The organism is Pseudomonas azerbaijanorientalis (assembly GCF_019139795.1).
GTDB classification, from domain to species: Bacteria; Pseudomonadota; Gammaproteobacteria; order Pseudomonadales; family Pseudomonadaceae; genus Aquipseudomonas; species Aquipseudomonas laurylsulfatiphila.
In genome coordinates this window covers 4,841,623-4,864,631 of record NZ_CP077078.1, presented here as the reverse complement: position 1 = coordinate 4,864,631, position 23,009 = coordinate 4,841,623, and the positions used below count along the sequence as shown (strand labels likewise).

24 protein-coding genes are annotated in these 23,009 nt (G+C 60.2%); 11 read left to right on the top strand and 13 right to left on the bottom strand.

The genetic code is table 11. From position 1 onward, the window contains the following. Window positions 1-67: 67 nt before the first annotated feature. The 3 genes from KSS91_RS21660 to KSS91_RS21650 form a co-directional block, all read right to left on the bottom strand. Window positions 68-538, bottom strand: a complete 471-nt coding sequence (locus KSS91_RS21660; protein ID WP_007993783.1) for an RNA methyltransferase — start codon at window positions 536-538, stop codon at window positions 68-70. Between the two features lie 192 nt (window positions 539-730). Then, window positions 731-1,102, bottom strand: coding sequence for a YajD family HNH nuclease (locus KSS91_RS21655; RefSeq protein ID WP_007944009.1), 372 nt, complete (start codon window positions 1,100-1,102; stop codon window positions 731-733). A 50-nt stretch (window positions 1,103-1,152) separates the two neighbouring features. Then, on the bottom strand, window positions 1,153-1,839 hold the full coding sequence (locus KSS91_RS21650; RefSeq protein ID WP_007972413.1) for a spermidine synthase: 687 nt from the start codon (window positions 1,837-1,839) through the stop codon (window positions 1,153-1,155). 95 nt (window positions 1,840-1,934) lie between these two features. Here KSS91_RS21650 and KSS91_RS21645 point away from each other — a divergent pair, with 95 nt between their 5' ends. Further along, window positions 1,935-2,225, top strand: coding sequence for a hypothetical protein (locus KSS91_RS21645; RefSeq protein WP_104450506.1), 291 nt, complete (start codon window positions 1,935-1,937; stop codon window positions 2,223-2,225). Here KSS91_RS21645 and KSS91_RS21640 read toward each other — a convergent pair. Then, complete coding sequence (locus KSS91_RS21640) at window positions 2,222-2,695, bottom strand: cyclic nucleotide-binding domain-containing protein (protein WP_007972417.1); 474 nt, start codon at window positions 2,693-2,695, stop codon at window positions 2,222-2,224. The genes KSS91_RS21645 and KSS91_RS21640 overlap by 4 nt on opposite strands. 205 nt (window positions 2,696-2,900) lie before the next feature. Next, on the bottom strand, window positions 2,901-4,955 hold the full coding sequence (locus KSS91_RS21635) for a S9 family peptidase (RefSeq protein WP_217836067.1): 2,055 nt from the start codon (window positions 4,953-4,955) through the stop codon (window positions 2,901-2,903). A gap of 215 nt (window positions 4,956-5,170) precedes the next feature. Between KSS91_RS21635 and KSS91_RS21630 the strand changes: the two genes are divergently transcribed. The 3 genes from KSS91_RS21630 to KSS91_RS21620 are packed head-to-tail and all read left to right on the top strand — an operon-like array spanning window position 5,171 to window position 7,031. Further along, window positions 5,171-5,668 carry an MFS transporter gene (locus KSS91_RS21630; RefSeq protein ID WP_217836066.1) on the top strand — a complete coding sequence of 166 codons (498 nt, stop codon included), beginning with the start codon at window positions 5,171-5,173 and terminating at the stop codon, window positions 5,666-5,668. A 32-nt stretch (window positions 5,669-5,700) separates the two neighbouring features. Then, the gene (locus KSS91_RS21625) at window positions 5,701-6,477 is read left to right on the top strand and encodes a class II glutamine amidotransferase (RefSeq protein ID WP_015096368.1); all 777 of its coding nucleotides are present in this window, start codon (window positions 5,701-5,703) and stop codon (window positions 6,475-6,477) included. Window positions 6,478-6,488: 11 nt separating this feature from the next. After that, window positions 6,489-7,031: a DUF2937 family protein gene (locus tag KSS91_RS21620; protein WP_015096367.1), complete on the top strand. Its 543-nt coding sequence runs from the start codon at window positions 6,489-6,491 to the stop codon at window positions 7,029-7,031. Between the two features lie 56 nt (window positions 7,032-7,087). Here the strand turns inward: KSS91_RS21620 and KSS91_RS21615 are convergent, their stop codons facing one another. Next, window positions 7,088-8,002, bottom strand: coding sequence for a LysR family transcriptional regulator (locus tag KSS91_RS21615; RefSeq protein ID WP_217836065.1), 915 nt, complete (start codon window positions 8,000-8,002; stop codon window positions 7,088-7,090). Between the two features lie 146 nt (window positions 8,003-8,148). Here KSS91_RS21615 and KSS91_RS21610 point away from each other — a divergent pair, with 146 nt between their 5' ends. The 4 genes from KSS91_RS21610 (at window position 8,149) to KSS91_RS21595 (ending at window position 11,885) form a co-directional block, all read left to right on the top strand. Then, window positions 8,149-9,435: an MFS transporter gene (locus KSS91_RS21610; RefSeq protein WP_015096365.1), complete on the top strand. Its 1,287-nt coding sequence runs from the start codon at window positions 8,149-8,151 to the stop codon at window positions 9,433-9,435. Window positions 9,436-9,508: 73 nt separating this feature from the next. After that, the gene (locus KSS91_RS21605; protein ID WP_217836064.1) at window positions 9,509-10,261 is read left to right on the top strand and encodes a 5-oxoprolinase subunit PxpA; all 753 of its coding nucleotides are present in this window, start codon (window positions 9,509-9,511) and stop codon (window positions 10,259-10,261) included. Then, entirely contained in the window at window positions 10,258-10,962 is a 705-nt protein-coding gene (locus KSS91_RS21600) for a 5-oxoprolinase subunit B family protein (RefSeq protein ID WP_217836063.1), read from the top strand. The genes KSS91_RS21605 and KSS91_RS21600 overlap by 4 nt, the downstream gene beginning before the upstream one ends. After that, window positions 10,959-11,885, top strand: coding sequence for a 5-oxoprolinase subunit C family protein (locus tag KSS91_RS21595; protein ID WP_217836062.1), 927 nt, complete (start codon window positions 10,959-10,961; stop codon window positions 11,883-11,885). Before KSS91_RS21600 ends, KSS91_RS21595 begins: the two co-directional genes overlap by 4 nt. Before the next feature lie 103 nt (window positions 11,886-11,988). Here KSS91_RS21595 and KSS91_RS21590 read toward each other — a convergent pair whose 3' ends face one another. The 3 genes from KSS91_RS21590 to KSS91_RS21580 form a co-directional block, all read right to left on the bottom strand. After that, window positions 11,989-13,167, bottom strand: a complete 1,179-nt coding sequence (locus KSS91_RS21590; protein ID WP_008049176.1) for a vWA domain-containing protein — start codon at window positions 13,165-13,167, stop codon at window positions 11,989-11,991. 12 nt (window positions 13,168-13,179) lie between these two features. Then, window positions 13,180-14,025 (bottom strand): AAA family ATPase, encoded by an 846-nt coding sequence (locus tag KSS91_RS21585; protein WP_007972431.1) that lies wholly within the window; start codon window positions 14,023-14,025, stop codon window positions 13,180-13,182. A gap of 145 nt (window positions 14,026-14,170) precedes the next feature. Beyond that, window positions 14,171-15,274, bottom strand: a complete 1,104-nt coding sequence (locus KSS91_RS21580) for a DUF748 domain-containing protein (RefSeq protein WP_437179708.1) — start codon at window positions 15,272-15,274, stop codon at window positions 14,171-14,173. Between the two features lie 100 nt (window positions 15,275-15,374). Between KSS91_RS21580 and cysK the strand changes: the two genes are divergently transcribed. The 3 genes from cysK (at window position 15,375) to KSS91_RS21565 (ending at window position 18,745) form a co-directional block, all read left to right on the top strand. Next, window positions 15,375-16,349 (top strand): cysteine synthase A, encoded by a 975-nt coding sequence (cysK, locus tag KSS91_RS21575; protein WP_217836061.1) that lies wholly within the window; start codon window positions 15,375-15,377, stop codon window positions 16,347-16,349. 220 nt (window positions 16,350-16,569) lie between these two features. Then, window positions 16,570-17,508 (top strand): aspartyl/asparaginyl beta-hydroxylase domain-containing protein, encoded by a 939-nt coding sequence (locus tag KSS91_RS21570; protein ID WP_217836060.1) that lies wholly within the window; start codon window positions 16,570-16,572, stop codon window positions 17,506-17,508. A gap of 373 nt (window positions 17,509-17,881) precedes the next feature. Beyond that, a complete protein-coding gene (locus KSS91_RS21565; RefSeq protein WP_217836059.1) occupies window positions 17,882-18,745 on the top strand; it encodes a DMT family transporter in 864 nt (287 codons plus the stop codon). 72 nt (window positions 18,746-18,817) lie between these two features. Here KSS91_RS21565 and KSS91_RS21560 read toward each other — a convergent pair whose 3' ends face one another. From KSS91_RS21560 to KSS91_RS21545, 4 genes are all read right to left on the bottom strand, one after another. Beyond that, complete coding sequence (locus KSS91_RS21560) at window positions 18,818-19,759, bottom strand: LysR family transcriptional regulator (RefSeq protein WP_015096357.1); 942 nt, start codon at window positions 19,757-19,759, stop codon at window positions 18,818-18,820. 70 nt (window positions 19,760-19,829) lie between these two features. Beyond that, entirely contained in the window at window positions 19,830-21,359 is a 1,530-nt protein-coding gene (locus KSS91_RS21555; RefSeq protein WP_217836058.1) for a tripartite tricarboxylate transporter permease, read from the bottom strand. Further along, window positions 21,356-21,889, bottom strand: coding sequence for a tripartite tricarboxylate transporter TctB family protein (locus KSS91_RS21550; RefSeq protein WP_217836057.1), 534 nt, complete (start codon window positions 21,887-21,889; stop codon window positions 21,356-21,358). Before KSS91_RS21550 ends, KSS91_RS21555 begins: the two co-directional genes overlap by 4 nt. Window positions 21,890-21,942: 53 nt before the next feature. Then, on the bottom strand, window positions 21,943-22,959 hold the full coding sequence (locus tag KSS91_RS21545; RefSeq protein WP_007972451.1) for a Bug family tripartite tricarboxylate transporter substrate binding protein: 1,017 nt from the start codon (window positions 22,957-22,959) through the stop codon (window positions 21,943-21,945). Window positions 22,960-23,009 lie beyond the last annotated feature (50 nt).

Here is a 23,009-nt window from a genome sequence, read left to right as displayed (position 1 = left end):
GCTTCAGTGATCGTTAGTCAAGCTGACCGCCGGGGCGGGCAGCTCGTTCAATCGAATGTGCGGCGATTCAGCGGAATTTTGGTCCGGAGCGGGTATTGAGCCCCTTGGACATGCGATCGTAGAGCACGACGTTGACCGTGGCGGCCAGGTTCATGCAACCGGTGGTCGGAATGTAGACCACGTCTTCGCACCAGTCGCGAATCTCCTTATCCAGCGAGCCGTCTTCCGGACCGAAGATGTAGAGCGCGCGATCCGGGTGGGTGTATTCCGGCAGAGGGCGGGCACCCTCAACCAGCTCAACGGCGACGGGTACACAATTGAGCGGCAGGATTTTCTTCAGGTCATCGATGCCGATCAGCGGGATGTCGTAGTGCACGCGCTTGGTATCGGTGACGAAGTCGGCGGCGCGCTCATAGCGCTTGCCGGTGTAGAACACCGACGCCACGCCATAACAGCCAGCGGCGCGCATCACCGAACCGACGTTCTCCGGTGACTTGGGGTTATACAAACCAATGCAGCTGTACCGTTTGTCTGCCACGAGCGGGGTGCCTTTCGGGAAAAAAGCGCGATTATACGGGGATTGGACGGCAGTGGTCAGTTCGGAGATTGGCGGTGTGGCTGAGACCGCCTTCGCGAGCAAGCCCGCTCCCACATTTGATCTGCGTCGTACACAAAACCAATGTGGGAGCGGGCTTGCTCGCGAAGGGGCCGGTTCAGCTACCGAAGTACTTCAGTCTTCTTTTTTCATGAGACCCGCCAACGCCGCAAACGGGTTGTGCGTGGCCTTGGCGATTTTCGGCGTGCTCAGCGAGCCTTCGCCGAAATACTGCTGGTCGGTATAGCGCGAGTGTTCGTTGTCGTGGCAGTACAGGCACAACAGCTCCCAGTTCGAGCCGTCCTGCGGGTTGTTGTCGTGGTTGTGGTCGCGGTGGTGCACGGTCAGTTCGCTCAGGCGCTTGCCAGAGAACTCACGGGCGCAGCGGCCACAGACGTGCGGGTACATCTTCAGGGCCTTGTCGCGGTAGCCCATTTCCTTGTCGCGCTGGTTGTCGGCGAGGATGCGATCCAGCTTCGAAGTGTTGGTCGGGGTGGACGAACTCATGGGTTCACCTTTGTAGAAAGACTGATGACGGTTATAGGGTGAAGTTTAGCCTAGCCCTTGAGCTTCTCGGCAATCCAGATGGTGTGGCGGGTGCCCTTGTTGCCGTGGGCGAAGACCTGCACTTCCTCGGCCTTGAAGCCGGCTTTCTTCAGTTTGTCGGAAAATTGCCGATCAGCGCTGGCCGACCAGACCGCCAGCACGCCTTTGGGGCGCATGGCCCTGGCGCAGGCGTTCAGGCCGGCGGCGGAGTACAGCCAGCTGTTGGCCTTCTGGGTCAGGCCTTCGGGGCCATTGTCGACATCGAGCATGATGGCATCGAAGCCCTGGGGTTCGGCTTGCAGGACCTTGGCCACGTCTTCCATGCGAATCACCGTGCGCGGGTCGAGCAGCGGGTTGCCAGCCTTTTCGCCCAGCGGCCCGCGGTTCCACTCAACCACACCGGGGACCAGCTCGGCGACCACCACTTCGGCGGTCTTGCCCAGGTGCTTGAGCGCCGAGGCAAGGGTGAATCCCATGCCCAGGCCGCCGATCAGCACCCGTGAATTCGGTCGGCCAGCGACTTTGCGGCAGGGGATCTCGGCCAGGGCGTCTTCGGAGCCGTGCATGCGCGTGTTCATCAATTGTCCGCCGTCGCCACCCTGGATCTTGATGACGAAATCCTCGCCATATTCGAACAGGCACAGGGCACCGCCGTTTTCAGGAATGGGGGTGGTGTCCAGCAGAACGAAACGTTTCATGGGGCTCACTTGAAGAAAATTGGCAGAACTCGGGAGGGCAAACAGACGCAGTTGGGAGTAGCCTGTTCATGACGACAAGGCCAACGGAGCCATTGATGAAGCGCACCATTCTAACGGTCATTGCCCTGGCCGCGCTCTCGATAACTGCAGCGCAGGCCCAACAGTTGCAAACGATTCCCGTCAGCCCCGCGCCGATACCCGGTTCGCCCGGCACCGCCACGCCCACGCCTTACCCGCAAATCAGCCCGGCGCCGTTGCCGAAAGTCGGCCCCGGCAGTAGCGGGCCGCCGTTGGTGCCGATTGAAATGCCCAGCCCGCCAACCAAGGATCAGCCCGTGCCGGGAATCGAACCGAACCCGCCGAAAGTCAAATCACCGGGTGGCTAAACCTGCTGCGAAAGCAGTTGACCGTCGGCCATGCGCAGGCGTTTGGACAGGGAGACGGCGAGGGCACGGATGATCTTGGCGGCGATTTTCGGTGCATCGTTGAGCATCTTTTCCAGCGAGTCCTTGCCCAGGTTGAGCAACTGGCAGTTGCTGGCGGCCACGCAACTGGCCGAGCGCCGTTCGCCGTCGAGTACGGCCATTTCCCCGAACGATCGGCCGCTGCGCAACGTGGCGATGGTGACTCGTTGCCCGTCAGCGGTGGTTTTCTGCACCGCCACCTGACCGGTATGGATGATGCACATGAAGCTGCCGGCATCGCCCTCCTGGAAGATCTCCTCGCCCTGGGCAATGGTGCTGATACTGAAGTAGCCCGAGGCCGCGACGAAGTCCGCCGGCAACAGTTGATTGAACAGGCCGCAATCCATCAGCCAGTCGCGAATTTCGTTGTTCAGAAAGGTTGATTCAGACATGTCGTCACGGTCTTTTTGTGTGTTGCTGACTCGAATTTGAATTCACCGCAAATCCCCTGTGGGAGCGGGCTTGCTCGCGAAGGGGGGCGCAACATTCAGTAGAGATGTTGACTGACACACCGCCTTCGCGAGCAAGCCCGCTCCCACAGGTGTTGTATCGGCTACCAGTGTCCGCAATTAAGACCGGTTCATCGGCCCAGGTTCCTCAGGCTATACCCAATACCTTGAATAAAAATGCATATTCGAGAGCTACGTCACGCAATCCCTGATATCGCCCGCTCATCCCGCCATGCCCGGCACCCAGTTCGGTCTTGAGCAGTAGCGGATTGCTGTCGGTCTTGGTCGCGCGCAGTTTCGCCACCCACTTGGCTGCTTCCCAATACTGCACGCGGCTGTCGTTGTAACCGGCGATCACCAGGGTCGCCGGATAAGCTTGCGCGGTAACGTTTTCGTAAGGGGCGTAGGCCTTGATCCGATCATAAACGTCCGGCTCTTCAGGGTTGCCCCACTCGTCGTATTCCGTCACGGTCAATGGCAGATCAGGGTCGAGCATGGTGTTGAGGACGTCGACGAACGGCACTTCGGCGATGGCGGCGCCAAACAGCTGCGGCTGTTGATTGAGCACCGCGCCGATCAGCAAGCCGCCGGCGCTGCCGCCGCTGATTGCCAACTGCGGTGCAGTGGTGAAGCCTTGGGCGATCAGGTGTTCGGCGCAGGCGATAAAGTCGCTGAAGGTGTTGTGCTTGTGCTCCTGCTTGCCGGCGCGATACCAGGCTTCCCCCAGTTCGCCGCCGCCACGCACGTGGGCAATCGCAAACGCCATGCCGCGATCCAGCAGGCTCAGTCGCGCATGGGAAAACCATGGGTCGAGGCTTTCGCCATAGGCGCCATAACCGTAGAGGTACAGCGGCACCGGTTTGCCGAGGTCTGTCCGTTTGATCACCAGGCTGATGGGCACTTGCGTGCCGTCCGGCGCAGTGGCCCACAGGCGCTGGCTGATGTAGGCGTCGGCGTCGAACGGGCCGAGCACCGGGGTTTGCTTGAGCACTTTCTGTTCGCCGGTGGCCAGCTCAAGCTGACGGATTTGCGCCGGACGGTTCAACGCTTCGTAGCGCAGGCGAATCCGCTGGCTTTCGAACTCCAGGCTGTTTTGCACGTGCAGGCTGTAGGCCGCATCCGGCAGCTGCACGCGATAAGGCGCCAGACCTTGTGGGTGTACTTCAATGACCGGCAGACCGCCAAGCCGCAGGCTGAGGGTCATGGCCCCGGTGTTCAGGCTGATGCCGTCGATCATCACCGTGTCGCTATGGGGGATCAGGTTCTGCCAGTCGGCTTCGGTGGGCACGGCGCCGGTATCGAGGGCCGTGTACAAGGCGAAATTGATGCCGTCGCGGTTGGTGCGGATGAACCAGGTCCATTGCCCGTCCAGTGCGCCGTGATCCACGTCGTACTCATGATCCTCAACCCGTGGCGCCAGGCAGGTAAATGCCTGCTGAGGCCGGGAGGCATCGAGGACCCAGACTTCGCTGGTGGTCTTGCTGCCCACGGACAGCAGCAGTTGCTGCTCGGAGCTTGAACGGTAGCAATGCATGAAGAAGCGACCGTCCGGCTCATGGAACACTTCTTCGGCCGCCGTACCGTCCAGTCGATAGCGATACAGCTTGTGTGGGCGATGGGTGTCGTCCAGCTCGCCAAAGAACAGCGTCAGGCTGTCGTTGGCCCAGGTCATGCTGCCGTCACAGTCCTGGAATTCCAGCTCGCTGACGCGGCCGTCGGACAATTCCTTCACGAACAGCGTGTAAATCTCGTCGCCACTGGAGTCGATGCTGTAGGCAAGGCGCTGATGGTCCGGGCTGATGCTGAACGCACCCAGGGAAAAGAAGCCGCCGTTGGCCAGTTCGTTGGGGTCCAGCAGCAATTGTTCGCGGTTTTCGTCGAGGGTCAGGCTGTCATCGGCCGGACGGGGGCAGCGGTAGTGCCGGGCATACTCATCGCCTGCGGTGGTGCGGGTGTAGTACAGATACGGCCCCCAGGGCGAGGGCAGGGACAGGTCGGTCTCGAGAATTCGTCCCTTGATCTCCTCGAACAGGGTCTCGCGCAGCCCGGCCTGGTCGGCGGTTTGCGCCTCCTGATAGCTGTTTTCGGCTTTCAGATAGTCGAGCACTGCATCGGTGTCGCGCTCTTGCAGCCAGGCATACGGATCGGAGCCATCAGCCTTGTGGGCAATCGGAGCGTCGCAAGTGTTGGCGGATAGGGGCATGAAGGGTTCTCGAACAGTGTACGAAATAGGGGCTTGGCAACCTGTGGGAGCGGGCTTGCTCGCGAAGGCGTTGGGTCAGTCAATATCATTGTTGAATGATAAGCCGCATTCGCGAGCAAGCCCGCTCCCACATGGATAGCGCTCAACAGTCAGGCATTGATGCAGCCTGACGGGCGAAAAGCCGTTATCATAAGCGCCTCTTTGCCTGCCTTGCCATGGACACCATGACCGAGAACGACTATCTGATCGCTTGGGGCCTCTACGCCTTCGCCGCTTTGGGCTGCCTGTTGGTGTGGATGCGCTTGACCCGCTGGATGTGGCGTTGGCTGCGTGAACCGCTGCGGCTGCTGATGGTCGTGCTGCTGTTCAGCCCGACCATCATCGACCCGGTGAAGGACAAAGTCGCACCGGCCGTCGCCATTACCGCGCTCGACCTGCTGTTCAAGGTCGGCAACAACGCCTGGCGGGCAATTTCCGATCTGTTCATGTACGGCATGATCGCATTCGGCCTCTATCTGGTGCTGGTGGCGATCCGTTTCCCCATCGAACGCGCCTCCAACGCCCGCAAGGAGCGTGAGGCTGCCACCAAAGCCGCCGTCCGCGCCGAAGAGCCTGAGGATGATCAACCGTTTGGCGGTGCCGGTGATGATCGTTACGGTCGTCCGCCCGTGCCGAGCAATCCTCAGCGGATGCGAGTCGAACCCCGTCTGTAACCTTGCCCCTGCGATTGAGCGAGAGTCCGAGCATGTGTGAGTTATTGGGCATGAGCGCCAATGTCCCGACCGATATCGTGTTCAGCTTTACCGGGCTGATGCAGCGCGGCGGCCGCACCGGCCCGCACCGTGATGGTTGGGGCATTGCCTTCTATGAAGGCCGTGGGCTGCGGCTGTTCCAGGACCCTGCGGCCAGTTGCGAGTCGGAAGTCGCCAACCTGGTGCAGCGCTATCCGATCAAGAGCGAAGTGGTGATCGGGCACATCCGCCAGGCCAACGTCGGCAAGGTCTGCCTGTCCAACACCCATCCGTTCGTCCGCGAGTTGTGGGGGCGCAACTGGTGTTTCGCCCATAACGGCCAGTTGGCGGATTTTCAGCCAACGGCCAGTTTCTACCGCCCCGTGGGCGATACCGACAGCGAAGCGGCATTCTGCGATTTGCTCAACCGTGTGCGTGCGGCGTTCCCCGAACCGGTCGAGGTCGAAGCGTTGCTGCCGGATCTGGTGGCCGCTTGCGCCGAATACCGCAGCAAAGGCGTGTTCAACTGTCTGCTCAGCGACGGTGACTGGCTGTTCTGCTATTGCTCGACCAAGCTGGCGCAGATCACCCGTCGCGCCCCCTTTGGCCCGGCGCGCCTGAAAGATGTCGACGTGATCGTCGACTTTCAGGCCGAAACCACCCCTGACGATGTGGTCACCGTCATCGCCACCGAACCTTTGACCGAAAACGAAACCTGGACCCGTTACGAACCGGGTCAATGGAGCCTGTGGCGACGCGGCGAATGCGTCAGCCAGGGCACGACTGAATAAGGACTCCTTGCATGTTGCTCAGTTATCTACGGCTGGTGTTGTTTGCGGCGGGCCTGTTGATCGGTGTCCAGGTGCCGGGGTTCATCAACGATTACGCCAAGCGGGTCGAAGCCCATCTGATCGAGGCACAGGCCGGGTTGAGCGGCTTCCAGAACACCGCCAATCAGTTCTTCAAGGGTGACATGCAGGCGCTGGTCGCGCATTACCGTGCCAGCGAGGACCCGATCTTTCGCAGCGACGCCGACAGCCTGAGCAACCTGCTGACCCGTCAGGTGGCTCTGGACAAGCAATTCCAGGCGATGCAAGGCCCGTGGTACATCCGCTTCCTGCAAGTGGTGCTGGCCGCCGATCCGGACATTCGCAAGGAAACCTGGAACGGCTACAGCTACCAGATCCTGTTGACGCCCGAAGCGATGATCTGGGGCATGAGTGGCGCCTTGCTGCTGTCGTTCGGGATCGAGTGCCTGTTCCGGCTGATCGACTGGGTGGTGCTGGGCGGCAAGCGTCTGCGCCAGAGTCGGCCGATCGAGGAGCGGGATCTGCGCGGGCTGTAAGAACAAAAGATCGCACTCCAATGTAGGAGCTGCCGAAGGCTGCGATCTTTTGATTTTCAACGATTCAAAACGATGTAATTTTCACCGACCCGGCGCGCATATCCCTCCAGCACCTGCTGACACAACGCCACAATCTCCTCGACCCACTCCACACCTACCCGCCACGACACCACCACCTGCAAGTCGGGTGGTCGCTGATCGATGTCCAGCAGGGTCAATTCGCCGCGCGCCAGTTCCTCGGCCACCAGCACCGGCGGCAACGCGCCAATGCCAAATCCGTCGCGCAGCAGCCGGGTAATCGCCGACACCGAGTTCACGCAGTTCAACCGTGGCGCCATCACGCCATTGGCCTGCATCAATGCCAGCACTTCCTGGTGCGGATGGGAGTTTTTCGAATAGGTGATGACTCGCTCGCCCGCCAGGTCAGCGATGCCCGAGTACTCGCGGTTGTAGATGGAATTGCTGGCGACGATCCAGCCCATGGGGTGGCTGGCCAGTTCCAGGCTGCGCACACTTTCCTGACGCAGCAGGTCGGTTTGCAGGATCACATCGAGAAAGCCTTTTTGCAGCTGATCGCAGAGGTTGAGCGAGGTATCGGCCACCAGCTCGATTTCCACCAGTGGGTAGTGATCGGTCATCTGCGCCACCAACGGGCTGAGCCAGGTATGGATCACCGTGTCCATCACGCCGATGCGCACCCGTCCGGCCTTGCTCGAACGGGTCTCGATCGACTGCTTGAGCGCCTGCATGGTGTCCAGCATCTGCTCGGCGTAATCGAGCACTTTGAGGCCTTCGGGCGTCAGGCTCACGCCGCGCGAATCACGCAGAAACAGCTTCACCCCGAGCTCGCCTTCAAGCACCGCAATCCGGCTGGAAATCGAAGCCTGAGTGGTGAAGAGCTTTTCGGCGGTCAGGCGGAAACTCTTGAGTCGGGCGACCCAGACAAAGGTCTCGAGAAACTTCAGGTTCATGGGATAAAGATTTCTTATGTCTAAGGCGGGTTTTTATTAGTTGGACGCAGCCAGGGCGCGCGTCCAAAAATCGGCGCATCCGGTTCCCACGATAGGCGTCGTCGGGGCTCAGAACAATACCAATAAAATCAGCGCGGAGATTTGCCATGAGTGCGCCCGACACCCCCGTCATCGCGAAAGCCACGGCTCGCCCGGGACCTTTCGACTGGTATCGCAACATCAATCAGCAGGAACGTCGCACCTTCTGGAGCTGCAAGATCGGCTATGGCCTGGACGGTATGGACACGCAGATGCTCAGTTTCGTGGTGCCGACCCTGATTGCCATGTGGGGCATCACCACCGGCCAGGCCGGGCTGATTCACACCAGCACCCTGATCGCTTCGGCCATCGGTGGCTGGGTCGCAGGGATACTCTCCGACCGCATCGGCCGTGTGCGCACCCTGCAACTGACCGTGTTGTGGTTTGCATTCTTCACCTTCCTCTGCGGCTTTGCCCAGAACTACGAACAACTGCTGATTGCGCGGACCCTGATGGGCTTCGGTTTCGGCGGCGAGTGGACGGCCGGTGCCGTGCTGATCGGCGAAGTGATTCGCGCCAAGGACCGCGGCAAGGCTGTGGGCATGGTGCAATCCGGCTGGGCGCTGGGTTGGGGGCTGACGGCGATCCTGTATGCGCTGCTGTTCTCGGTATTGCCACCGGAAGATGCCTGGCGTGCGCTGTTCATCCTTGGCATCGTGCCGGCGATTTTTGTGATTTTTGTCCGCCGTCTGGTCAAGGACCCGGAAATCTATCGTCAAGCCAAAGCCAAGGAGGCGCCGACCAATCCTTCGAAGTTCTACGAGATCTTCGCCCCCGGCATGCTGTTCACCACGATTCGCGCTTCGTTGCTGACCACCGGCGCATTGGGCGGCTACTACGCCATCACGTCCTGGCTACCGACTTTCCTGAAAAACGAACGCGGTTTGAGCGTACTCAATACCAGCGGTTATCTGGCGATGGTGATCGTCGGTTCCTACGTGGGTTATGTCATCAGCGCCTATTTGACCGACATCCTCGGACGCAAGAAGAACTTCATCCTGTTCGCCGTCGGCTCGTTCACCATTGTCTTGCTGTACACGCAAATGCCGGTCAGCAACGGCGTGATGCTGTGGCTGGGCTTTCCGCTAGGCTTTTTCGCCTCGGGGATTTTCAGTGGCATGGGCGCATTCCTGACCGAATTGTTCCCCACGCGCATTCGCGGTTCGGGCCAGGGTTTTTGCTACAACATCGGCCGCGCGCTGGCGGCGTTGTTTCCGCTGCTGATCGGCCTGCTCAGTCAGACCGTACCGCTGAGCGTGGGCATCGGTGCCTTCGCGGCGGTTTCCTACGGTGTGGTGATCCTTGCGGCCCTGAGCCTGCCGGAAACCCGTGGCAAGCAACTCGACGCCCAGTAACTGATAATCTGCGGGACTGTCTTATAGATAGGTCCCGCAGGTGAAAAGAATAAAGCCTACAGGAGTGTTCAGTGTGAGCCGCCTGCTATTGAACTGCGACATCGGCGAGAGTTTCGGCAGCTGGACCATGGGTCTGGACGCCGAAATCATGCCCTTCATCGATTGCGCCAACGTCGCCTGCGGTTTTCACGCCGGCGACCCGAGCATCATGCGCAAGACTGTCAGCCTGGCCCTCAGCCACGGTGTGCAAATCGGCGCGCATCCGGCCTATCAGGACCTGGTGGGCTTCGGCCGCCGCTCCATGGCCTATGCTACCCAGGAGCTGCAAGACATCCTGCATTACCAGATCGGCGCCCTCGACGGCATCTGCCGCGCCCAGGGCGGCCGGGTCAGTTACGTCAAGCCCCATGGCGCGATGTACAACGACATGATGGCCAACCCGGTGCAGCTGCGCGCCGTTTTGCAAGCGGTGGCGTCCTACGACCGCACTCTGCCATTGATGCTGATGGCCACCCGCGACAACAGCGCCGCCCAACAACTGGGCGATGAATACGGCGTGACACTGTGGTTCGAGGCCTTCGCCGATCGCGCTTACGACAGCGCCGGCAAACTTGTCTCGCGACAACTGCCGGGCGCGGTGCATCACGACCCGGAAAAAATCATCGAGCAGGCGCTGACCATTGCCCGTGGCGATCAGCTCACCGCCAGTGACGGCAGCGCCCTGCATTTGCAGGCCAATACCCTCTGCGTGCACGGCGACAACGCCAGTTCGGTCGCTGCCGTGCAACGCATCCGTGAAGCCTTGAACCGGCAGAGTGCGTCATGAAGCTGCGGGTGGAAGTGGTGGCGCTGGATTGCCTGATGGTGCGCCTGTTCGATGAAATCGCCGAAAGCAACATGCCGTGGATGCTCGCTGCCAGTGAAAGTCTGCGCATGGCATTTGCCGGGCACCTGATCGATCTGGTGCCGTCCTACACCACATTGATGGTGCATTACGACCTGACGGCATTGAACCCGAGCCAGGCACGGGAACTGATCGCCCAGGCACTGATCGATCTGTCGCCTAATGCGCGTACTCGCGGTACCTGTCATGTGTTGCCGGTGTGGTACGACTTGAGCGTCGGACCGGAATTGACGCTGTTGTCGCAGCGCAGCGGGTTGGCGGTGGAGGAGGTGATCCGCCGCCACAGTGAGCGTGAATATCAGGTATTCGCCCTGGGTTTTGCACCGGGCTTCGCCTTCATGGGGCTGGTGGAAGAAGCGCTCGCTGCGCCGCGTCTGAACACGCCACGCAAGAAAGTCGCGGCCGGCAGTGTCGGCATCGCCGAGCGGCAAACGGCGGCTTACCCGGTGGTGTCGCCGGGCGGCTGGAACCTGATCGGCCGCACGCCGGCCAGATTGTTCGACCGCAACCGTGACGGCTACAGCCTGATGCAACCCGGTGACACCGTACGGTTCGAAGCGGTCGGCCATGCCGAGTTCATTAACCTTGGGGGGGACGATACGCCTCAGGAGGCCCAGGCATGAGCCGTCTGATGATTGAAGCGAGTACGCCGCTGTGCCTGTTGCAGGATGCCGGGCGATTCGGCGTGCGGCATCTGGGCGTGACCCAGGGTGGAGCGGCCGATTGGTGTTCGATGTCCTGGGCCAACTGGCTATTGGGCAACGGACTGGATGCACCGGTGATCGAAGTCACCCTCGGCGGATTCACCGTGGTGGCTGAAGAAGAATGCGTGCTGGCCTTGGCCGGGGCGGATCTTGGCGCGCGGGTGGACGGCGAGGCTTTGACCCCGTGGCGCAGTTTCAGGCTGCACAAAGGCCAGCGTTTGCAATTCACTCAGCCGTTGCTCGGAGCCCGGGCTTATCTGGCGGCGCCAGGTGGGTTTGATGCGCCGAAAGTGCTGGGCAGCAGCGCGACGGTGGTCCGGGAGGAACTCGGCGGGCTGGACGGCATGGGCCGTGCGCTGGGTAAAGGGGCGAGCTTGAGCTATTCGGGCAACCCGGTGATGTTGCTGCGCGAATTGACCGCAGACCAACGACCGGACCTGAACCTTGATGCGCCGTTGGACCTGGTCCTCGGCGCACAGATCGGCGAGTTCAGCGGGCAGAGCCTGTTCGACGCGTTCAACAGCGTATGGCACCTCGACAGCCGTGCCGACCGGATGGGTATTCGCCTGCTCGGTACGGCGCTGCAGTACCAGGGCAAACCGATGATTTCCGAGGGCATTCCGTTGGGTGCCGTGCAGGTGCCGCCCGACGGGCAACCGATTGTGTTGCTCAATGATCGGCAAACCATTGGCGGATATCCGCGTCTGGGGGCGTTGACGCCATTGGCGCTGGCGCGGCTGGCGCAGTGCCTGCCGGGGGCGCAGGTGCGGTTGAGGCCGGTGGTGCAGGATGTCGCTCATCGTGAGCATGTCGAGTATTTGCAGCGCTTCACACGCAGCTAAAAGCTTCGCGAGCAAGCCCGCTCCCACATTTGACCTGTGTCGTGCACAAAACCAATGTGGGAGCGGGCTTGCTCGCGAAGAGGCCTTCACAGGCGACGGATTTCTACTTGGATAGAAACCGCATCCCTTCTTCCAGCCCACGAAGGGTCAACGGATACATCTGGTCCTCGATCAAGTCCCGCACGATGTTGGTCGACGAGGTATAGCCCCAGGTGTCCTTCGGATACGGGTTGATCCAGATGAGCTTCTTGTACTTTTCCTTGAACCGCTGCATCCACACGTAACCGGCTTCTTCGTTCCAGTGCTCGACACTGCCGCCCGCCTGGGTGATTTCATAGGGCGCCATGGCGGCGTCGCCGATGAAGATCACTTTGTAGTCGGCGCCGTACTTGTGCAGCAGGTCCATGGTCGAAGTGCGTTCGGAGGTGCGGCGCATGTTGTTCTTCCACACCGATTCATAAATGAAGTTGTGGAAGTAGAAGTACTCCAGGTGCTTGAACTCGGTCTTGCAGGCCGAGAACAATTCCTCGCAAATCTTCACATGGGCGTCCATCGAGCCGCCGATGTCAAACAACAGCAACAGCTTGACGGTGTTGCGCCGCTCCGGCCGCATCTGGATGTTCAGCAGGCCGGCATCCTTGGCGGTGTGGTCGATGGTGCCATCGATGTCCAGTTCTTCCGCCGCGCCCTGGCGGGCGAACTTGCGCAGGCGGCGCAGGGCGACCTTGATGTTGCGCGTGCCCAGTTCCACCGAATCGTCGAGGTTCTTGTATTCGCGCTGGTCCCAGACCTTGGCGGCCTTGCCCTGGCGCTTGCCGGCATCGCCGACCCGGATGCCTTCCGGGTTGAAACCGCCGGAACCGAACGGGCTGGTGCCGCCGGTACCGATCCATTTATTACCGCCGGCGTGACGTTCCTTCTGTTCCTCGAGGCGTTTCTTGAACTCTTCGATCAGCTTGTCCAGGCCGCCGAGGGACTGGATCGCCGCCCGTTCTTCGTCGGTCAGCGAGCGTTCGAATTCCTTGCGCAGCCAGTCTTCGGGGATCAGTGCCTGAAGATGGTCGTCGAGCTTTTCCAGACCATTGAAGTAGGCACCGAACGCCCGGTCGAACTTGTCGAAATGCTTTTCGTCCTTCACCAGGATCGCTCGGGACAGGTAATAGAACTCGTCCATGTCGGCGAAGGTCACGCGCTGTTTCAGCGCGTTGATCAGGTCCAGCAGCTCGCGTACCGAGACCGGCACCTTGGCTGCGCGCATTTCATTGAACAGGTTGAGCAGCATGGCATCAGCCTCTTAGCGGGTGCCGCGACGGCTCATGAACGCCAGACGCTCAAGCAATTGCACGTCCTGCTCGTTCTTCACCAGGGCGCCGGCCAGTGGCGGGATGGCCTTGGTCGGATCGCGTTCGCGCAGCACCGCTTCGCCGATGTTGTCGGCCATCAGCAGCTTGAGCCAGTCCACCAGTTCGGAGGTCGAAGGCTTCTTCTTCAGGCCCGGCACCTTGCGCACGTCGAAGAACACGTCCAGCGCTTCGCTGACCAGGTCTTTCTTGATGTCCGGGTAGTGCACGTCAACGATCTTTTGCAGGGTGGTGCGGTCGGGGAACGCGATGTAGTGGAAGAAGCAGCGGCGCAGGAAGGCGTCCGGCAGTTCCTTTTCGTTGTTGGAGGTAATGATGATGATCGGACGCTTTTTCGCCTTGATGGTCTCGTCGATCTCGTAAACGTAGAACTCCATCTTGTCGAGTTCTTGCAGCAGGTCGTTGGGGAATTCGATGTCGGCCTTGTCGATTTCGTCGATCAGCAGGATGACCCGCTCGTCGGATTCGAAGGCTTCCCAGAGCTTGCCCTTTTTCAGGTAGTTACGAACGTCGTGGACTTTTTCGTTGCCCAGTTGCGAGTCGCGCAGGCGGCTGACCGCGTCGTATTCGTACAGGCCCTGGTGAGCCTTGGTGGTGGACTTGATATGCCAGGTGATCAGCTTGGCGCCAAAGGATTCGGCCAGTTGCTCGGCGAGCATGGTCTTGCCGGTGCCCGGTTCGCCCTTGACCAGCAATGGCCGCTCCAGGGTGATGGCGGCGTTGACCGCCAGCTTCAGGTCATCGGTGGCGACGTAGGCCTGGGTGCCTTCGAACTTCATCTGCTAATCCTCGAACGGTAACGCCGACCTGAACGAGGCAGGGCGGGGGCAATAAAAAGGGTCAGCCCCGACTATAACGCGCTGCCCGGTCGACTGTGAACGCAGACGGCTTATTCAGTCTCTGAATGGAGCGTCACTTAGTGACTTAGCCTGCATCCGGCTTGGGCCGTTCATACCGCGCATTGAACGCCTGGATGAAACCATTGCGTAAAATCTGCAAAAAAGCCTGGAACGCGCTGACATCCTTCTGGTGAACGTTGCCGCTGAGTTCGACCTTTGTCGCAAACTGGTTTTTGCCCTGGTTTTTCAGGACCGTCTCGGTTCCACCGACGAGGGCTTCCCATATCGAGCGGAACAGTCCTTTGTCCTTGTTTTCCACGTCCTGCTGCCAGTTGAACACATCAACATCGCGCATCAGTGGCTTGATATAGCCGGTCAGTCGGCCCTTGTTGGCCTGGGCTTCGATCACCACGTCGCCATGGCCGGCATTGAAGTCGAACTTGCCGTAGGCCGCGGCGAAGTCGTTCAGGCGCTTGAGTTCGATATCTGTGGTGCGCAAGCGAAACTCGAAGTCTTCGAAATCGCTCAACGGATCGAAAGTGGCCGAGGTCTCCAATGGTGCATGCCCCAGCAGCAAGGCTTTGCCTTCAAAGCGTGCGTCGCGTTTGCCTTTGGTGTCGACCACGTTGGTCAGGTTGAAAATACTGGCATCCACCTTCGTGGCGTTCATGTTCACCGGTGGTTTGGAGTTGAAGTTGCGAAAACTAATCTTGCCGTCGTTGATCCGCACTTCGTTCAGGGTAATGGGCAGCAGCTTGCCTAATTGGGCACGCCAGTCGGTGCCCTGGCCGGTCTGGGAATTTCGCTTGTTGGCCCCGTCGACGAAGTTGACCTCGGGCTTGATGAACTGCACTTCGGCCACCACCGCGTGGTCGTGCCACAGTGAGTGCCAGCTCACCGAGAGGTCGATCAATGGCGCGTTGACGAAAGGCACCGGAACCTTGCCATCGACCTTGACGATTTTCAGTCCATTTATCTTGTAGGCCCCGCGCCACAAGGCCAGGTCCACGTCGGTGATCTGGCCCCGGTAGTCGCCCATGTCCGCCAGCCTCTCATTAAGGTAATCGCGCACCAGATAGGGCAGGGCGATGTGCAGCGTTATCAGTAGTACAACGAGACCGATGAGGGTCCACAGGGGCCAGCTGTATCGACGTTTCATGGCGGTAAATCTCTGGCGATCTAAAGCCATTGACTGCACTGACAGGCGGACGTTCGACCCGACTGGACGCCTGCGGGCAAGAGGGCTTACCTTGATGCCCTATTTCAATGCTGTCGTTAAGGACCCAGCCATGAGCCGCATTTTCGTTGACAACGCCCATTCCATCGGCAACACGCCGTTGGTGCAGATCAATCGCATTGCGCCGCGTGGTGTGACCATCCTGGCCAAGATCGAAGGGCGCAACCCCGGTTACTCGGTCAAGTGCCGGATCGGCGCGAACATGATCTGGGATGCCGAGAGCAGTGGCAAACTCAAGCCGGGCATGACCATCGTCGAACCCACCTCCGGCAATACCGGTATCGGCCTGGCGTTCGTGGCCGCCGCCCGTGGCTACAAACTGATGCTGACCATGCCGGCGTCCATGAGCATCGAGCGTCGCAAGGTGCTCAAGGCACTGGGTGCCGAGTTGGTGTTGACCGAACCGGCCAAGGGCATGAAGGGCGCTATCGAAAAAGCCGGTGAAATTGTTGCCGGCGACCCGTCGAACTTCTTCATGCCGGCGCAATTCGACAACCCGGCCAACCCGGCCATCCACGAAAAAACCACCGGCCCGGAAATCTGGAACGATACCGACGGCGCCGTCGACGTGCTGGTGGCAGGCGTCGGAACCGGTGGAACCATCACCGGGGTTTCACGGTATATCAAGAATACCCAGGGCAAACCGATTCTCTCGGTGGCGGTGGAGCCGGCGGTGTCGCCGGTGATTACCCAGGCCCTGGCCGGTGAAGAAATCAAGCCCAGCCCGCACAAGATCCAGGGCATTGGTGCCGGTTTTGTGCCCAAGAACCTCGATTTGTCGATCGTCGACCGGGTAGAACTGGTCAGTGACGAAGAGTCCAAGGCCATGGCCTTGCGCTTGATGCAGGAAGAAGGAATCTTGTGCGGGATCTCCTGCGGCGCTGCCATGGCAGTGGCCGTAAGATTGGCGGAGACCCCGGAAATGCAGGGCAAGACCATCGTCGTGATCCTGCCGGATTCCGGTGAACGTTATCTGTCGAGCATGTTGTTCAGTGATCTGTTTACCGAACAGGAGAATCAGCAGTAAGCGCTGAATTTTGGCGGATCGTCACTGGCGGTGGTTGATGATGGATTCGCATCAGCCGCCGTTCAGGTGCCACATGTTAAGAAATGCTTTGTTGCACATTCGTTAACATTGAATGTTGAAAAGTGCAGGTTTTTCACCGGTTCGGCAGTGTTTATCATGCCGCAAACCACGCCGGGCAATGGGCGTGGTGCAAAGTCGCTTATCTTCAAAGGAGTTGTTGATGACCTTTTCGTTTGCCGCGAAAGCCTCGTTGTTGCTGCTGTTTCTCGGCAGCACCCTCTATGTGCACTTACGCGGCAAGGCACGTCTGCCGGTTTTGCGCCAATTCGTTAACCATTCGGCACTGTTCGCACCCTATAACGCCTTGATGTACCTGTTTTCCGGTGTGCCTTCCAAGCCGTATCTGGATCGCAGCAAGTTTCCCGAACTGGATGTACTCAAGGACAACTGGGAAGTGATTCGCGACGAAGCGATGCACTTGTTCGACGAGGGCTATATTCGTGCGGCGGCAAAGAATAACGACGCCGGTTTTGGCTCGTTCTTCAAGAAGGGCTGGAAGCGTTTCTATCTCAAGTGGTATGACAAACCGCTGCCTTCTGCCGAAGTCTTGTGCCCGAGAACCGTGGCATTGGTCAGCAGCATTCCCAACGTCAAGGGCGCGATGTTCGCGCTGCTGCCGGGCGGCAGCCACCTCAACCCGCATCGCGATCCGTTTGGCGGCTCCCTGCGTTATCACCTGGGGCTGTCCACCCCCAATTCCGATGATTGCCGCATTTTCGTCGACGGTCAGGTTTACGCCTGGCGCGATGGTGAAGACGTGATGTTCGACGAGACCTACGTGCACTGGGTCAAGAATGAAACGCAAAAGACCCGGGTCATCCTGTTCTGCGATATCGAACGTCCGTTGAGCAATCGCTTCATGACCGGCATCAACCGCTGTATCAGCACCTGGCTGGGTCGCGCCACCGCCCCTCAGAACCTGGATGACGAGCGTGTGGGCGGGATCAACAAGGCCTACGAGTGGAGCAAGAACTCCAGCGATAGATTCAGTGGTGTGGTCAAGCAATGGAAGCGGCGCAATCCCAAGGCCTACCGTGTACTGCGCCCGGTGCTGGCGGTGGTGGTGCTGACGTTGCTGGGGTATTGGTTGTTTGGTTGAAGCCGGATACGGCCTTTTGACCAACTCGTTGCAATCCATGTCGAACGCTGGTTATAGTCGGCGCACGGTGAGTTTCGGACTCACTTTTTATCCCTCGAGCAAAGATCAGCCCAATGCCTGCATCCCTCCTCAACGCGGTAGTCGATTCAGCGGTCAACGCTGGCGTCGTGCCGTGCGGGAATCTGCAGCCCGGGCAGATCAGTCATTACCCCCCACCTGTCAGTAGCACGCCGGTGTGCGCAGTCGTATCACCGCCAGGCGTTGGCATTTCGGGCTGATCAGCTGTCTTCTGCTGTTCCCGCGCCCGCCTGAAAAAACTACTGGATTTCAGCTTTTGCTGAGTTGGCTTTTTGCCTGACTACAGGTGGTATTCATGTTTGTCCTTTCGAAAAAATCCGCGCTCGCGGCGGCGTCCACGAGCCTGTTCGTGCTGCTGTGGAGCAGCGGGGCGATCTTCTCCAAATGGGGGCTGGCCCACGCGTCACCCTTCGCCTTCCTGATGTTTCGTTTCGTCATCGCGCTATGCGGGCTGGTGTTGCTGGTGCCGTTGTTCAAGCTGAAGATGCCCAAGGGCGGCAAGCCGATGCTGTATGCGATGGCCACCGGCGTGGTGTTGTTGGGGGCCTATCAGATTTTCTATCTGTTGGCCCTCGAACTGAAAGTCACCCCCGGAGTGATGGCGACCATCATGGGCGTGCAGCCAATCCTTACAGTGGTGATCATGGAGCGTCAACGATCAGCCAGCCGGATGTTCGGTCTGGCGCTCGGGCTGGCCGGTCTGATCATGGTGGTTTACCAGGGCATCGGTCTGGCCGGCATGTCATTGGCCGGGATGCTTTTCGGTCTGCTGGCGCTGGCGAGCATGACGTTCGGTTCGATCATGCAAAAACGCATCACTGAAAATCCCCTTGGCACGCTGCCGGTGCAGTACCTCGCCGGACTGCTGTTGTGCGGGGTTTTCGTACCTTTCCAGCCGTTTCACTTCGAACACGGCAGCGGTTTCATCCTGCCGGTGCTATGGATGGGGCTGGTGGTGTCGGTGCTGGCGACGCTGTTGCTGTACCGCTTGATCGCCCGGGGCAACCTGGTGAACGTCACCAGTCTGTTTTACCTGGTACCGGCGGTGACGGCGGTGATGGACTATCTGGTCTTCGGCAACCGCCTGGCGCTGTTGAGCCTGTTCGGCATGCTGTTGATCATCGTCGGGCTGGTGTTTGTGTTCCGTAAAACAGCGTAGGCCGCGCAAAAAAAAACCAAAAGATCGCAGCCGTACCTGTAGGAGCTGCCGCAGGCTGCGATCTTTTGCCTGTCATTTGCTCAGCGCATGCTCGGCCCGTACCGAATTCATGAACGCCTGCATCGCCGACGATTGAATGCGATGACGCCGGGTGATCAACCCGTACGGTGGCAGCCGCGCCTCGAACTTGATCGGCAACACCGCCAGCAGATCCCGACCGGGGTAATCCTCGACCACCGACACCGGCGTGACGCCGAGCATGTCGGTCTGCTGAATCAACGACAGCAAGGTCATGATCGACGTGGTTTCGACGATGCTGCTCGGGATGTCGACCCGCGCATTGTGGAACACCTGATTGATGATCGCGCGCATGGGGCTGGGCTGCTGTTGCAGCACCCAGGTCATGTTCTGCAGTTCGGCCCAGCTCAACTGCGTGGCTTTGGCCAGTGGATTCTGTGCGCCGGAAATCACGCACAGCGCTTCCTCGCCAAGGCTGTCGAACAGCAACTCCTCTGCCCGGGCACCGACGGGAATCCGCCCCAATACGATATCCAGCTGATCTTGCAACAACGCCTGCACCAGCACGTCGCTGGTGTCGACCTGAATGCTCATCGACAAGCGTGGATGGCTTTGTTTCAAGGTGGCGATGGTGCGCGTCAGCAGCCCCGAAGCCAGTGCCGGAATGGCCCCGACCGCGACCCGGCCAAGGTTGCCGGATTCGAGGGCGACCAGCTCTTCACGCATGCCGCTGAGCTCGGCGAACACCATGCGTGCGTAATAAATGACCGTTTCCCCGAACGGGGTAGAGCGCATGCCCCTGGGCAGGCGTTCGAACAGCTCGACGCCCAACAGGTCCTCGGCCTCATGCAGCATTTTGGTCGCGGCCGGTTGGGTCATGCCGATGTGATCGGCGGCGCGACGCAACGAGCCGAATTCCTGCAACGCCAGCATCAACCGCAGTTGGCGCAGGCGCAGTCGGCTGTGGATTACGTTGGCAGCAGGAATTCGGGTCATGGGCCGTGCTCGCGAAAAAGTCCAGCGGCAAGCCTGACAACAAATGCCAGGCGTTGCCAGCTTTGGCGTGTCACAGCACCGATTTTGGTTTGGCGACCTGAGGTTTGCGCAGGCCGATCAGGGTTTGCAGCGCTTTGGAAATCAACGGCCAGAACAGCATCAGCAGCGCCGCCGTGGTCAGGCTGCCCACCAAGGGGTTGGACCAGAAAATCCCCAGCTGCCCGTCGGAGAACAGCATCGACTGGCGGAACGCATCTTCTGCCTTGTCGCCCAGCACCGCTGCCAACACCAGCGGCGCAATCGGGTAGCCGAGTTTCTTGAACAGATAACCCAGCGCACCGAAGCCCAGCATCAACACCACGTCGAAGAACGAGTTGTGCACCGAGTAGGCACCGATGGCGCAGACCATGATGATGATCGGCGCGATGATCGAGAACGGGATGCGCAGGATCGAAGCGAACAGCGGCACGGTGGCCAGCACCACGATCAGACTCACCACGTTGCCCAGGTACATGCTGGCGATCAGGCCCCAGACAAAATCATGTTGCTCGACGAACAGCGTCGGCCCCGGGTGCAAACCCCAGATCATCAGGCCACCGAGCATCACCGCCGCAGTCGCCGAACCGGGAATGCCCAGGGTCAGCATCGGCAGCAGGGCACTGGTGCCGGCCGCGTGGTCAGCGGTTTCCGGGGCGATCACACCTTCGAGTTCGCCTTTGCCGAAGTTGTCGCGGTTTTTCGAGAAACGCCGGGCCAGGCTGTAGCTCATGAACGACGCGGCAGTCGGTCCGCCAGGGGTGATGCCCATCCAGCAGCCAACCAGGGTGCTGCGCACAATCGTCCACCAGTAACGCGGCAATTTGGCCCAGGTGCGCAGGATCACCATCGGCGTGATCCGCGCATGCTCGCCGCGGAACACCAGCCCCTCTTCCACGGTGCAGAGGATTTCGCCGATGCCGAACAGGCCGATCACCGCCACTTCAAAGCTGATGCCGGTCATCAGGATCGGCTGGTCGAAGGTAAGGCGCAGGTTGCCGGACACGGTGTCCATGCCGACGGCGGCCATGGCGAAACCGATCATCATCGCCACCACGGTTTTCAGCGGCGGGTTCTTGCTCATGCCGATGAAGGTGCAGAACGCCAACAGGTACACCGCGAAGAACTCCGGCGAACTGAAGGACATGGCGAACGCGGCAATTTTTGTCGACAGGAACGTCAGCAACAACACCCCGGCCAACGCACCCAGCAACGCCGAACTGAACGCGGCGGTCAGGGCTTCGGCGGCGCGGCCTTCGCGGGCCATCGGGTAACCGTCGAAGGTGGTTGCCACCGATGAGGGCTCACCGGGGATGTTGAACAGGATCGAGGTGATCGAACCGCCGAACAGCGCGCCCCAGTACATGCACGACAGCAGGATGATCGCCGACACCGGCGACATGGTGAACGTCAGCGGCAGCAGCAACGCCACACCGTTGGGGGCACCGAGACCGGGCAGTACGCCGACCAGAATGCCCAGCAGCACGCCGATTACCATCAGGCCGATATGGCCCGGCGTGAGGATCAGGTTCATGCCTTGCAGCAGGGAATCGAACTCGCTCATTTGAAATTTCTCCCGGCCAGGGCAATCCAGTCGCCCATTGGGCCGGCATCCAGCGGCACTTTGAACCACAGCGCGAAAATCAGGTAACTGGCCAGCACCGCGCCCAGAGACACGCTACCGATCATCCATTTGCCGTAAGGCTTGGCGCGGACCTTGTCATGCCACATGAACCAGGCAATGAAGCAGGCCGAAGCGACGTAGATGCCGGTGAACGGCATCGCACCGACGAATAGCGCGATGGGCACGAACACCGACAGCACTTGCCTGAACGCACTGCGGCTGACGAATGAAATGCTCAGGGCTTGCCAGCGCACCAGGGTCAACACGCCGTTGGCCACACTGGCGGCGCTCAACATCAGGCCAATGTAGAAGGGAAAGTAACCCGGCTCGGGGCCGGCATCACCCCAGCCGATACCTTGCTCAACGCTGCCGTACATCACCACCGCGCCGATCAGCGTGGTGAAGAGTGTCAGGCCGAGTTCGACCCAGCGTGTACCGACCAGCGGTGGTGAATCCGAAGAATGGGACATGAAAGCACCTCCAGAGGTGACGGCCGTACGCAGGGCGGGCGGCCGTGAACAACTCAGTTTTTCAGCCAGCCGGCCTCTTTGAACACCGGCGTGACGCGGGCGGTGTCTTTTTCGATGTAGGCGGTCAGCGGCTCGCCCTCGAGGAAGGTTGGCACCAGAGCGTTCTGCTTCACGTAAGCCTTGAACTCATCGGTCTGGGTGACTTTGCGCATCAACTCGACATAGAACGCGCGCTGCTCGGCGGTGACGTCGCCGGGCATGAACACGGTGCGTGGGAAGCGGTACTGATCGATGCCCAGGCCTTGTTCGTGACAGGTCGGGACGTCGGCCCAGGATTTGTCGCCGGCGACTTTATCGGTATAGCCCATGCGCTCCTTACTGAACACGCAGAGCGGCTCGACCTGATCGCCACGCCATTGGCTGATGCTCTCGCTTGGATTGTTGACGTTGGCGGCGATGTGCTTGCCGGCCAGTTGCGTCGCGGCTTCGCTGCCGCTCTTGAACGGGATGTACACCAGTTTGCTGTTGTTGGTCTGGTTCAGCAGCAGGGTCAGGGTCTGGTCGACGTCCTTGGACTGGCTGCCGCCCATGCGCAGGTTCGACGGGTCGGCCTTGACGGCTTCGTAGAAGCTTTTCGCGTCTTTCCATGGCGCACCCTTGTAGCTCCAGAGAATGAAGTCATCCTCGGCCACCGCGGCAATCGGGGTCAGCTCCTGCCATTCGTAGCCAAGCTTGGACACCAGCGGCAACAGGTAGATGTTGTTGGTGCCGATCACCAGTTTGTCGGCATCGCCCTTGCTCATTTTCAGGTCGAGAAAGGCTTCGGCGCCGTTACCACCACCCTTGTTGAGAACGATGGTGTTCACGTCGAGCAGCTTGTGCGTGGTGATGATCGACTGGATCAGGCGACCGAGCTGGTCGGTACCGCCACCGGGACCACCGGCGACGACGATTTCGACGTTCTTGTCCGGTTGCCAGGCGGCGTTGGCGAGAGCGGGAAGGGTACCGGCGGCGATCAGTGCGCAGCCAAGAAACAGACGGGAGGTGCGACGGACGAATGCATTTCGCATGATGGAAGAGCCTCGTATTCATGTTCTTGTAATTGTTATGAGCGGCTTGT

Bases quoted from the DNA above. Each gene is read 5' to 3' on its own strand.
- KSS91_RS21600 (WP_217836063.1), top strand. From the start codon at position 10,258: ATGAAGCTGCGGGTGGAAGTGGTGGCGCTGGATTGCCTGATGGTGCGC.
- KSS91_RS21640 (WP_007972417.1), bottom strand. From the start codon at position 2,695: ATGTCTGAATCAACCTTTCTGAACAACGAAATTCGCGACTGGCTGATG.
- KSS91_RS21645 (WP_104450506.1), top strand. From the start codon at position 1,935: ATGAAGCGCACCATTCTAACGGTCATTGCCCTGGCCGCGCTCTCGATA.
- KSS91_RS21580 (WP_437179708.1), bottom strand. From the start codon at position 15,274: ATGGCTTTAGATCGCCAGAGATTTACCGCCATGAAACGTCGATACAGC.
- KSS91_RS21630 (WP_217836066.1), top strand. From the start codon at position 5,171: ATGGACACCATGACCGAGAACGACTATCTGATCGCTTGGGGCCTCTAC.
- KSS91_RS21585 (WP_007972431.1), bottom strand. From the start codon at position 14,025: ATGAAGTTCGAAGGCACCCAGGCCTACGTCGCCACCGATGACCTGAAG.
- KSS91_RS21555 (WP_217836058.1), bottom strand. From the start codon at position 21,359: ATGAGCGAGTTCGATTCCCTGCTGCAAGGCATGAACCTGATCCTCACG.
- KSS91_RS21635 (WP_217836067.1), bottom strand. From the start codon at position 4,955: ATGCCCCTATCCGCCAACACTTGCGACGCTCCGATTGCCCACAAGGCT.
- KSS91_RS21545 (WP_007972451.1), bottom strand. From the start codon at position 22,959: ATGCGAAATGCATTCGTCCGTCGCACCTCCCGTCTGTTTCTTGGCTGC.
- KSS91_RS21610 (WP_015096365.1), top strand. From the start codon at position 8,149: ATGAGTGCGCCCGACACCCCCGTCATCGCGAAAGCCACGGCTCGCCCG.
- KSS91_RS21565 (WP_217836059.1), top strand. From the start codon at position 17,882: ATGTTTGTCCTTTCGAAAAAATCCGCGCTCGCGGCGGCGTCCACGAGC.
- KSS91_RS21550 (WP_217836057.1), bottom strand. From the start codon at position 21,889: ATGTCCCATTCTTCGGATTCACCACCGCTGGTCGGTACACGCTGGGTC.
- KSS91_RS21655 (WP_007944009.1), bottom strand. From the start codon at position 1,102: ATGAGTTCGTCCACCCCGACCAACACTTCGAAGCTGGATCGCATCCTC.
- KSS91_RS21560 (WP_015096357.1), bottom strand. From the start codon at position 19,759: ATGACCCGAATTCCTGCTGCCAACGTAATCCACAGCCGACTGCGCCTG.
- KSS91_RS21650 (WP_007972413.1), bottom strand. From the start codon at position 1,839: ATGAAACGTTTCGTTCTGCTGGACACCACCCCCATTCCTGAAAACGGC.
- KSS91_RS21570 (WP_217836060.1), top strand. From the start codon at position 16,570: ATGACCTTTTCGTTTGCCGCGAAAGCCTCGTTGTTGCTGCTGTTTCTC.
- KSS91_RS21595 (WP_217836062.1), top strand. From the start codon at position 10,959: ATGAGCCGTCTGATGATTGAAGCGAGTACGCCGCTGTGCCTGTTGCAG.
- cysK (WP_217836061.1), top strand. From the start codon at position 15,375: ATGAGCCGCATTTTCGTTGACAACGCCCATTCCATCGGCAACACGCCG.
- KSS91_RS21590 (WP_008049176.1), bottom strand. From the start codon at position 13,167: ATGCTGCTCAACCTGTTCAATGAAATGCGCGCAGCCAAGGTGCCGGTC.
- KSS91_RS21615 (WP_217836065.1), bottom strand. From the start codon at position 8,002: ATGAACCTGAAGTTTCTCGAGACCTTTGTCTGGGTCGCCCGACTCAAG.
- KSS91_RS21625 (WP_015096368.1), top strand. From the start codon at position 5,701: ATGTGTGAGTTATTGGGCATGAGCGCCAATGTCCCGACCGATATCGTG.
- KSS91_RS21620 (WP_015096367.1), top strand. From the start codon at position 6,489: ATGTTGCTCAGTTATCTACGGCTGGTGTTGTTTGCGGCGGGCCTGTTG.